Source organism: Streptomyces niphimycinicus, from assembly GCF_018883605.1.
In the GTDB taxonomy this organism is placed as follows: domain Bacteria; phylum Actinomycetota; class Actinomycetes; order Streptomycetales; family Streptomycetaceae; genus Streptomyces; species Streptomyces niphimycinicus.
On the sequence record NZ_JAHLEM010000673.1, the window covers coordinates 1 to 10,670 of the forward strand.

Sequence of the window (10,670 nt, forward strand, 5' to 3'; positions counted from 1 at the left end):
AGCCGGAGACACCCACACCGGAGAGACGCGACCCTGGGACATCCCGTCCGCAGACGGCGCCTTCGGAGACCCCGAAGCCGGAGGCACCGCGTCCGGAGCGGCCGGAGACGAGCCGCCACCCGGCATCGGCACCGGCTGGCTGGTGCCGCCCGACGCGGCGTACACGGTCGCCACCGACCCCGCCGAGCTACGGGCGGCGCTCGGTGAGGCGGCGCGCACGATCGAGGCCGTCGACCGCTGCCAGTGAATCCGGACTCCGGGTGACCGCCGCCACCAGCGGTGACCATCCGGCCCTTGCTGCCGGCGACCGGCTGTCAGTGGTCCACCGCATACTGGGTCACATGGCGAAAGGCACGAACAAGCGAGCCGCGCGCGGGCGCGGAGCGGCGCGAGGGCGCAGCCCCGAGCCGGTCACCGCATCCGTCGACGGGGGGCTCGCCGAGCTCGTGCCGGACCGGGACCGGCCGCGCGGTTGGACGCTGCTGCTCGACGGCAAGCCGCAGTCGCATGTGGATCTCGACGACCCCGGGTATCTCGACTTCGAGTACCAGCGCAGATTCGGCCACCTCGCCGATCTCGTGGCCCCTCCCGGCCGTCCGCTGCACGCGGTCCATCTGGGCGGCGGCGCCTTCACGCTCGCCCGCTATATCGCGGCGACCCGCCCCCGCTCCACCCAGCAGATCATCGAGATCGACGCCCCGCTCGTCCAGTTCGTCCGCGGTGAGCTGCCGCTGGACCCCGGCGACCGGATACGGGTGCGCGGTGCCGACGCCCGGGCCGGGCTCGCCAAGGTGCCCGACGGCTGGGCGGATCTGATCATCGCGGATGTCTTCAGCGGGGCCCGTACGCCCGCCCATCTCACGAGTGTGGAGTTCCTGGCCGAGGTGCGGCGCGCCCTGCGCCCGGACGGGTGGTACGCCGCGAATCTCGCCGACGGTCCGCCGCTGGCCCATCTGAAGGCCCAGATCGCCACCGCCCGGGCCGCGTTCGCCGAGGTGTGTCTGACCGCCGACCCCGCCCTGCTGCGCGGCCGCCGCTTCGGGAACGCCGTGCTGCTGGCCGCCGACCGCGAGCTGCCGCTGGCCGAGCTCACCCGCCGGGCCGCCGGAGATCCACACCCCGCCCGGGTCGAACACGGGCGCGCACTCGCGGACTTCACCGGTGGCGCGGCCCCGGTCACCGACGCGACCGCCGCCCCCTCCCCGGCCCCGCCGCCCGCCGTCTTCACCTGAGCCGAGCCGAGCGGACCCCACGTCCCGCGCCACCGCTAATGCTCGTCGATACGGACCTGCGGCGGGCCGTCATGCCATGTACAGAAGATCGTGGTGGTGTCGGCCCCGGAGACGAAGTCCACCCGGATCCACTCGGTCTGCTTCCACACCTGCATCTGCCAGCCGCCATCCGGTGTGGCCGAGACCAGATCCGCCGACGCCGCCCGGATGTCGAAGACCGCCCGGCCGCCCTTGGCCGGATAGCTGCGTACCTCGCCGCTGTCCTCCGGCCGCGCCGTTTCCCGCCGGGTCGGCGCCTGCGTCGGCTTACGGGTGCGCCCGGCGGAACCGGACCCCTTGTCCTTATCCCCGTCGGCCCCCGCGTCCGTCCCGGGACGCGATGACGAGGAAGGGGACGAGGAAGAGGAAGAGGGTGAAGTCGCCGAGGACGAGGGCGGTTTGGGCCGGTGCGTCGAGGAGGACCAGGCCCCGTTCGCCGAACGGGAGCCGTCCGCGATCGGCAGCGCGCGCGGCGGATCGTAGGCCGTCCCGGTCAGCACGGTCCGCACGCCGTACCACGACAGCGTGACCGCGGCGCCGGTCGCGAGGACCCACGCCAGACATTGGACCAGACCTCTTCGCATCTTCCCCATCCTGCCTCACCCGAATGGCGTACGGTGCCGCTCATGGCAAGTGTGCTCGTCGTCGAGGACGACCAGTTCGTACGCTCAGCCCTCATCCGGCAGTTGACCGAGGCGTCCCATACCGTGCGCAGTGTCGGCACCGCCCTGGAGGCGTTGCGCGAGGTGGCACAGATCGGATTCGACGTCGTCATCCTGGACCTCGGCCTGCCCGATCTGGACGGGGCGGAGGCACTCAAGATGCTGCGCGGCATCACCGATGTGCCGGTCATCGTGGCCACCGCCCGGGACGACGAGGGCGAGATCGTCCGGCTGCTCAACGACGGCGCCGACGACTACCTGGTCAAGCCGTTCTCCGTGGCGCATCTCTCCGCCCGGATGACCGCCGTGCTGCGCCGCGTCCGCGGCGGCGGGGCGGGCGAACCGGGCCGTGCGGCGGCGCCCCCGACAGTGCTCCGGGTCGGCGGGCTGGCCGTCGATCCGCTGCGCCGCCAGGCCCAGTTGGACGGGGTGACGCTCGATCTGACCCGGCGGGAATTCGATCTGCTGGCCTATCTGGCGGGCCGGCCCGGCGTCGTGGTGCCGCGCCGGGAGCTTCTCGCCGAGGTGTGGCGGCAGGCGTACGGGGACGATCAGACGATAGACGTCCATCTGTCCTGGCTGCGCCGCAAGCTGGGCGAGACGGCCGCCCGGCCGCGCTATCTCCATACGCTGCGCGGGGTCGGCGTCAAACTGGAGCCCCCGGCGGAGCCCGCGTGAGATGGGCCCTGGTCAAGGTCTGCCTGGCGGTCACCGCGATGGTGGTGGTCGCCTTCGCCGTACCGCTCGGCCTCGTCGTCAAGGAACTGGCCCGGGACCGGGCGTTCGCCGACGCCGAGCGGCAGGCCGCCACCATCGGCCCGGCGCTCGCCATCACCACCGAGCGGGCGCGGCTCCAGCGCGCGGTGGCCAGCACTCAGGCGGGCGGGGACGGCCGGATGGCGCTGCATGTCCCCGATGAGCCGGACGAGCCGGGGAGCGGCTACGACCTGGGCAAGAGCCGTGCGGCCAAGGGCGAGCTGGCCACCGCGCGGCGGCTGGGCCGCGCCTCGGTGTCCGCCGCCCCCGGGGGCTATGCGCTGCTCCAGCCGACGGCACTGAGCAGCGGTCAGGTCGCGGTCGTGGAGGTGTTCGTCCCGCGTGGGGTGGTCACCAGCGGGGTGACCACGTCCTGGCTGGTGCTGGCGGGCGTCGGCCTCGCGCTGATCGTCGGCGCGGTCGCCACCGCCGACCGGCTCGGCACCCGGCTGGTGCGTCCGGCCGGGCGGCTCGCCGACGCCGCCCACGACCTGGGCCATGGCGAGCTGGGGGTGCGGGTCCCGGAGGACGGCCCGGCCGAACTCCGGGCGGCCGCCGCCGCGTTCAACTCCATGGCCGACCAGGTGGTCCAGTTGCTCGCCGGTGAGCGCGAGCTGGCCGCCGACCTCTCCCACCGGCTCCGTACGCCGCTCACCGTGCTGCGCCTGAACGCCGCCTCGCTGGGCGAGGGACCGGCGGCCGACCAGACCCGCGCCGCTGTCGCCCAGTTGGAGCGCGAGGTCGACCAGATCATCCGCACCGCGCGCCAGCAGAAGACGCACACGCCCTCCGGCTGTGACGCCTCCGAGGTGATCCGGGACCGGATGGAGTTCTGGTCCGCGCTCGCCGAGGACGAGGACCGTACGGTGCGGCTGGCCGGGGTCGACCGGACCGTACGGGTGCCGGTGGCCCGCCCCGAACTCGGCGCCGCGCTGGACGCCCTGCTCGGCAATGTCTTCCGGCACACGCCGGAGGGGACGGCGCTCGCGGTCGACGTCCACAACGGTGAGGACAGTGTGATCATCCTGGTCTCCGACGCGGGCCCCGGGATCGCCGATCCGGACGCGGCGCTCCGGCGTGGCCATGGCGACGGCGGCCCCGGTTCGACCGGCCTCGGCCTGGACATCGTGCGCCGGGTCGCCGAGTCCACGGGCGGCGATCTGCGGATCGGGCGGTCGGTGCTGGGCGGCACCGAGGTACGGGTGTGGCTCTCGCTGAACGGCGGCGGCTCCGCGGACCCGGGGCAGCGGCGGCGCGGCCGTAAGCGGAAGACCCGGGGCCGCACCCGGCCCAAGGCGCCCGCGGAGCATTAATCGCCGCCGATGGGTTCCTTAAGGCAGCCATAAGATCCATGGCCGGTGCACGGATCCTGCCGTTTGTCCGACTTCCCCTCGCTAGCGTGGCGCCCGCACCATCACCCCCCACATCCGCACAGCGAAGGCAGGGACCTGATGAGCAGCACGCACCGTCGCAAGGCGAGCCGGACCACCAAGGCGATCGGCGTGACCGTCGCCGCCGTCGTGGCCGGCGGCACGGCGTTCGCGCTCAGCGGGGCGGCGAACGCGGGCACCGTCTCCGAGAAGCCCGTCGCCTCCGAGAAGGCCGCCGCGGCGGCGACCGGCGGCTTCGCCCCGTACATCGACACCTCGCTCTACCCCGCCTACGACATGGTGGGCACCGCCGAGAAGACCGGCGTCAAGCAGTTCAACCTCGCCTTCATCACCTCCGGCGGCGGCTGTACCCCCAAGTGGGGCGGCGTCACCGAGGTCGGCGACGACGCGGTGGCCAAGCAGACCGAGCAACTGCGGGCGGCCGGCGGCGACGTCCGGGTCTCCTTCGGCGGCGCTTCCGGCTCCGAGCTGGGCCTGGCCTGCACCTCGGTGGACGAGCTGGCCGCGGCCTACGGCAAGGTCGTGGACACCCTCAAGCTCACCAAGGTGGACTTCGACATCGAGGGCAGCGCGCTTCCGAACAAGGAGGCCAACACCCGCCGCGCCCAGGCCATCGCCAAGCTCCAGGAGCAGCACTCCGACCTGGATGTCTCCTTCACCCTGCCGGTGCTCCCGACCGGCCTCACCCAGGACGGTGTCGACCTCGTCGCCGACGCCAAGAAGAACGGGGTGAAGGTCTCCGCCGTCAACATCATGGCGATGGACTACGGCGCCTCGTTCGACGACGACATGGGCCAGTACGCCATCGACGCCGCCACGGCGACCCAGGGCCAGATCAAGGGCGCCCTCGAGCTGAGCGACGACGAGGCGTGGAAGGCCGTCGCGGTCACCCCGATGATCGGCGTCAACGACGTCAAGAACGAGATATTCAAGGTCGACGACGCCTCCCAGTTGGTGGAGTTCGCCAAGTCCAAGGGGCTGGCCTGGCTGTCGATGTGGTCCGCGACCCGCGACAAGCAGTGCCCCAGCCCGCAGGACACCGCGTCGCCGACGTGCAGCTCGATCGACCAGGAGGAGTTCGCGTTCGCCAAGGCGTTCGGCGCCTACAACGGCTGAACGGCCGAGCGGCTGAGCGGCTGAGCGGCTGAGCGGCTGACGTCGGCTGACACCGGGGCGGCCCCGCACCGCCCGTCGGCCGGATGAGCCGCGGGGCCCCTCAGCCCCATGAGCCCCACCATCACCACCCCCCACGGCACCCCCCACACGGCGGGGCGCGGACGGAATCCCCCACCCGCCGCGCCCCGCCGTTTCCGTCGCTCTAGGAGTCGTCGCCCTAGGGTCGCTGGGGCTCCTCGGCCCGCTCCGCCTCCTCATGCTCCTCGTGCTCCGCCACCTGCTCCTTCGTGGGCTTGGCGATCTGGCCGTCGATACCGAAGTAACTCCGGGACAGCGAGACGCGCAGCCGCTGCATGAAGGAGAGCTTGCGGGCGACCCCGGCCTCGTCGACCGTCGGCGGCAGCTCCAGCGGCTCGTACTGTTCGTACGCGGTCAGCGTGTACTTCTCCGCCGCCGACAGCGGCTTGTGCACTTCGAGGAACTCGCCGTGCGGCAGCCGCTCGATGATGCCGGTCTCGCGGCCGTGCAGCAGCAGCTCCCGGTCCTTGCGCTGGAGGCCGAGACAGATCCGTTTGGAGATGATGAAGACCACGACCGGCACCACGAAGAAGCCGATCCGGCAGGCCCAGGTGATCGCGTTGATCGACAGATCGAAGTGGGTGGCGATGAGGTCGTTGCCGCCGCCCGCCAGCAGGACCGCGTAGAGGGCGACCCAGGCGTTGCCGAAGGCGGTGCGGGTCGGGGCGTTGCGCGGGCGCTGGTTCAGATGGTGCTCGCGTCTGTCCCCGGTGATCCATGCCTCCAGGAACGGATAGAGCCAGATCACCAGCAGCACCGTGGGGAAGACCAGGAAGGGGATCAGCACCCCGAGCACCAGGGTGTGGCCCCAGAGATTGATCTCCCAGCCCGGCATCAGCCGGATCAGCCCTTCGGAATAGCCCATGTACCAGTCGGGCTGGGCGTCGGTGGACACCTGGTCGGGCCGGTAGGGGCCGTAGGCCCACACCGGGTTGATCTGAGCGATGGCCGACATCAGCGTGGTGACGCCGAAGACCAGGAAGAAGAAACCGCCGGACTTGGCCACATAGACCGGCCAAAGGGGCGGGCCCACGATATTCATGTTCTTTCTGCCGGGCCCCGGGAGATGCGTGTGCTTGTGATAGACGAGCAGGATCATATGGAGCGCCAGCAGCCCGACCATGATGCCCGGAATCAGCAGTACGTGCACGGTGAACAGCCGTGGCACGATGGAGTCTCCCGGGAATTGGCCGCCGAAGAAGAAAAACGACAGATAGGTGCCGACGATCGGGATCGACAGGATCGCGCCCTCCATGAAGCGCAGCCCGGTGCCGGACAGCAGATCGTCGGGCAGTGAATAGCCCATGAAGCCGTCGAACATTCCGAGAATCAGCAGACCTGCGCCGGAGAGCCAGTTGATCTCGCGGGGTTTGCGGAAGACGCCGTTGTAGAACGTCCGCATCATATGGGCGAGCATGCTGGCGATGAAGATGATCGCCGCCCAGTGGTGGACCTGCCGCATCAGCAGTCCACCGCGCACATCGAAGCTGATGTTCAGGGTGGACTCGTACGCCTGCGACATGCGGATGCCGTTCAGCGGTGTCCACCGGCCGGCATAGACCACCTCGTTCATCGCCGGTTTGAAGAACAGGGTCAGATAGACACCGGTCAGAATGATGATGACGAATGTGTAGAGGGCGATCTCGCCGATCAGGAAGGACCAGTGGTCGGGGAAGACCTTGCGCAGATTGGCCTTGGCCATCTTGAAGAGGCCCACCCGACCGTCGAACCAGTCGGCGAGGGCCTCGCCTTTTCCGGCGGGCGCGCGCCGACCGGATCCCTCATCGCGGACCCGCTGTCGGCGCTCCGGAAATGCTCTCATGTCTCAATGGGTTTACCAGGCATTCTCCATGGATGACGGCGCTCTTCGGCCGGGTGGGTCAGGGTGTAACCCCTTTGAAGGAAGAACGCACCGGCCCGGTTGCGGCCCCGCACGCCGCCTCGACCGCCATCCGCGGCGCCGCCCGCCCCCCAGCGGGCGGCGCCGCGGACGCGGGTCCGCCTACGCCGCCGGAAGCTCTCCGGTGCGGGCCACCTGGGCATACCAGCGGGCGCTGGACTTCGGCACCCGGGCCTGCGTCTGATAGTCGACATAGACCGCGCCGAAGCGCTTGCTGTAGCCGTACGCCCATTCGAAGTTGTCCATCAGCGACCACAGGAAATAGCCGCGCAGATCGGCGCCGTCCGCGATGGCCCGGTGGGCGACGGCCAGATGGTCCCGGAGGTAGTCGATCCGCCGCGGGTCGTGGACCGCGCCCTCCGCGTCCGGCTTGTCGTCGAACGCGGCGCCGTTCTCGGTGATGTACAGCGGTACGCCCGGCGCCTCACGGGTGTAGCGCATCAGCAGGTCGTGCAGTCCGGTCGGGTCGATCGTCCAGCCCATCTCGGTGCGCTCGCCCGGCGTCTGGTGGAAGGCCACCTGCTCCGAGCCCGGCCAGGGGGAGTGGGCGCTGGCGCCGTGGCCGTCGTGGCGGGCGGGCGAGCCCTCGTTGTCGGTGCCTGCTGCTACCAATGACGGTGTGTAGTAGTTGATGCCCAGCGCGTCGAGGGGGTGCTTGATGACGGCCAGATCGCCGTCCCGGACGAACGACCAGTCGGTGATCGAGGCGGTGTCCTTGATCAGGTCGGGGGGGTACGCACCGCGCAGCACCGGCCCGGTGAAGACGCGATTGGCCAGCGCGTCGATACGCCGCTGAGCATCCAGGTCCTCGGGCTTGTCGCTGAGCGGCCGGACCACGGCCGGGTTGAGGCTGATGGCGATCTGGGCGCGGGCGGGGAGCGCGGCGCGCAGCGCCTGGGCGCCCAGGCCATGGGCGAGGTTCAGATGGTGGGCGGCACGCAGCGGGGCCAGCCGCTCGGTGCGGCCCGGGGCGTGCACCCCCGAGCCATAGCCCAGGAAGGCGGTGCACCACGGCTCGTTGAGGGTGGTCCAGTACTCCACGCGGTCGCCGAGCGCCCCCGCCACGATGCCCGCGTACTCGGCGAACCGCTCGGCGGTCTCGCGCTCCGGCCACCCGCCTGCGTTCTCCAGCTCCTGGGGGAGGTCCCAGTGGTAGAGGGTGAGCACCGGCTGGATGCCCGCGCCCAGCAGCTCGTCCACCAGCGAGCGGTAGAAGTCGAGCCCGCGCTGCACGGCCGGTCCCCGGCCGGTGGGCTGCACCCGGGACCAGGACACCGAGAAGCGGTACGCCGCCAGGTTCAGCTCCGCCATCAGCCGGACGTCCTCGCGGAAGCGGTGGTAGTGGTCGATGGCCACATCACCGGTGTCACCGGCGAGCACCTTGCCGGGGGTGTGGCTGAAGGTGTCCCAGATGGACGGGGTGCGGCCGTCCTCCTGCGCGGCGCCCTCGACCTGGTAGGCGGCCGAGGCAGCGCCCCACAGGAATCCGGGGGGGAAGGTAAGAGTCATGGAAGCGCTCCCATTCGAGGTCGTGGGGAGATCGTGGGGAGGTCGTGGGGAGGGGGAAACGGGGAGGGAGGACCGAGTGGTGGTGGCGGGTCGCTCAGCCCTTGACCGCGCCCTGCATGATGCCCCCCACAATCTGCTTGCCGAAGAGGACGAAGGCGATCAGCAGCGGCAGGGTGCCCAGCAGCGCCCCCGCCATGATCAGTGATTGATCCGGGGTGTACCCCCGGCTCAGACCGGTCAATGCCACCTGCATGGTCGGGTTGCCGTTCTGGGTGAGCGCGATGAACGGCCAGAAGAAGTCGTTCCACGATTGGACGAAGGTGAGCATGCCCAGCACCGCCATCGCCGGACGCGCCGCCGGGAAGACGACATGCCAGATGATCCGCAAGCTGCTCGCGCCGTCCATCCGCGCCGCCTCGATCAGCTCGGTCGGCAGCGCCTGGGAGAGGTACTGCCGCATGAAGAAGACCCCGAAGGCGCTGACGAGTGTCGGCACGATGACCGCCTGGAGCTGGTCGGTCCACTCCAGCTTGGCCACCATCATGTACAGCGGCACGACGCTGAGCTGGGGCGGCACCATCATCGTCCCGATGGTGAGCATCAGCAGGATGTTCTTGAAGCGGAAGCGCAGCTTGGCGAAGGCGAAGCCCGCGATGGTCGAGAACAGCACGGTCGACGCCGCGACCGTGCCCGCCACCACCGTCGTGTTGAGCAGCGCGGTGCCCATGTTGGCGCCGTTCCACGCCTTGTCCAGGTTGTTGAAGAGGTTGCCGCCGAACCACAGGGGAGGGGGTGTCTGGGCCAGCCGGGTGTTGGTGCGGGAGGCGGCGATGGCGGTCCACACCAGCGGGAAGAGCGAGCCGATGGTGAACAGGATCAGCACGGCGTAGGTGATCTTGCCCCCGTGCAGTTGCCTGCCCGCTCGGCCGCGGCCCTTTCCGGCTCGCGAAGTGGTGCGCGCGGAAGCTGCCGGATCGGGTGTCCGCCGGGAAGAGACAGTGGCGCTCATGGTTCTCCTCGTCTCCCTCACTGGCTCTTTCGCAGCCGTCGCGCGAACAGCGCGTTGGCCGCGGCGATCAGCAGCAGGATCAGGAACATCGTCCAGGCGATGGCGGAGGCCCGGCCGAGGTGCAGGTTCACCCAGCCCTGCTCGTACATGTACAGGCCGAGCGTCTGGTACTGGTGATCGGCGCCGCCGGTGGCCGTTCCCGCGGTGTTGAACAGCAGCGGCTCACCGAAGAGCTGGGTGGCCCCGATCGTGGAGACGACGACCGTGAAGAGGATGGTGGGCCGCAGCGACGGGACGGTGACATGCAGGAACTGCTTCCAGCGCGAGGCCCCGTCCAGCGCCGCCGACTCGTACAGATCGTTCGGTACGGCCTGCATGGCGGCCAGGTAGATCAGCGCGTTGTAGCCGGTCCACCGCCAGATGACGATCGTGGAGACCGCGATCTGCGAGGTCCAGGTGCCGTTCTGCCAGTCGATGCTGTCCAGCCCGACCAGCCCCAGCGACCAGTTGACCATGCCGTAGTCATGCCCGAAGAGCAGTGCGAACACCAGCGTGGCGGCAGCGACGGAGGTGGCGTACGGGGTGAGGATCGCCACCCGGAAGAACATCGAGGCACGCAGCCGGTAGTTGAGCAGATGCGCGATCCCGAGGGCCATCATCAACTGCGGAACGGTGGAGATCACCCCGATGGTGAAGGTGTTCCGCAGCGCTTTCCAGAAGAACTCGTCTTCCCACAGCCTGGAGTAGTTGTGCCACCCCGCCCACTCCATATGGGTGGGGTTGGTGAGCTCCACTTGGTGCAACGAGGCCCACCCCGTGTAGAGCAGGGGGAAGAGGCCGAAGGCGGCGAAGAAGACGAAGAAGGGGGCGACGAAGGCGTACGGGCTCCATCGCACATCCCAGCGGTAGCGGCGGCTGCGCCGGTCGCGACGCCGCTGCTCGGCCGGGTCGGGCGCCGGCGCGGTCGCGGCGCGCGGG

Annotated in this window: 9 protein-coding genes and 1 pseudogene; 5 read left to right on the top strand and 5 right to left on the bottom strand. The window is 70.2% G+C overall.

Features of this window, described 5'->3' with window-relative positions; genetic code table 11:
• Positions 1-247, top strand: a pseudogene (locus KN815_RS39750) (hypothetical protein); the annotation flags it as partial.
• Positions 248-341: 94 nt separating this feature from the next.
• Positions 342-1,232 (top strand): spermidine synthase, encoded by an 891-nt coding sequence (locus KN815_RS39755; protein WP_216346666.1) that lies wholly within the window; start codon positions 342-344, stop codon positions 1,230-1,232.
• Between the two features lie 35 nt (positions 1,233-1,267).
• Here KN815_RS39755 and KN815_RS39760 read toward each other — a convergent pair whose 3' ends face one another.
• Positions 1,268-1,855, bottom strand: a complete 588-nt coding sequence (locus KN815_RS39760; protein WP_216346667.1) for a hypothetical protein — start codon at positions 1,853-1,855, stop codon at positions 1,268-1,270.
• Positions 1,856-1,897: 42 nt separating this feature from the next.
• Here KN815_RS39760 and KN815_RS39765 point away from each other — a divergent pair, with 42 nt between their 5' ends.
• The 3 genes from KN815_RS39765 to KN815_RS39775 all read left to right on the top strand — a co-directional run bounded on the left by KN815_RS39765 (position 1,898) and on the right by KN815_RS39775 (position 5,196).
• On the top strand, positions 1,898-2,611 hold the full coding sequence (locus KN815_RS39765; protein WP_216346668.1) for a response regulator transcription factor: 714 nt from the start codon (positions 1,898-1,900) through the stop codon (positions 2,609-2,611).
• Complete coding sequence (locus KN815_RS39770; RefSeq protein ID WP_216346669.1) at positions 2,608-4,002, top strand: HAMP domain-containing sensor histidine kinase; 1,395 nt, start codon at positions 2,608-2,610, stop codon at positions 4,000-4,002. The genes KN815_RS39765 and KN815_RS39770 overlap by 4 nt, the downstream gene beginning before the upstream one ends.
• 138 nt (positions 4,003-4,140) lie before the next feature.
• On the top strand, positions 4,141-5,196 hold the full coding sequence (locus KN815_RS39775) for a chitinase (RefSeq protein WP_216346670.1): 1,056 nt from the start codon (positions 4,141-4,143) through the stop codon (positions 5,194-5,196).
• Positions 5,197-5,413: 217 nt separating this feature from the next.
• Here KN815_RS39775 and qcrB read toward each other — a convergent pair whose 3' ends face one another.
• The 4 genes from qcrB to KN815_RS39795 form a co-directional block, all read right to left on the bottom strand.
• A complete protein-coding gene (qcrB, locus tag KN815_RS39780) occupies positions 5,414-7,096 on the bottom strand; it encodes a cytochrome bc1 complex cytochrome b subunit (RefSeq protein WP_216346671.1) in 1,683 nt (560 codons plus the stop codon).
• 180 nt (positions 7,097-7,276) lie between these two features.
• A complete protein-coding gene (locus KN815_RS39785; RefSeq protein WP_216346672.1) occupies positions 7,277-8,683 on the bottom strand; it encodes a GH1 family beta-glucosidase in 1,407 nt (468 codons plus the stop codon).
• Between the two features lie 94 nt (positions 8,684-8,777).
• Positions 8,778-9,692, bottom strand: coding sequence for a carbohydrate ABC transporter permease (locus tag KN815_RS39790; protein ID WP_216346673.1), 915 nt, complete (start codon positions 9,690-9,692; stop codon positions 8,778-8,780).
• Positions 9,693-9,709: 17 nt separating this feature from the next.
• The coding region (locus KN815_RS39795; RefSeq protein ID WP_216346674.1) for a carbohydrate ABC transporter permease at positions 9,710-10,670 on the bottom strand (961 nt) is incomplete at its 5' end.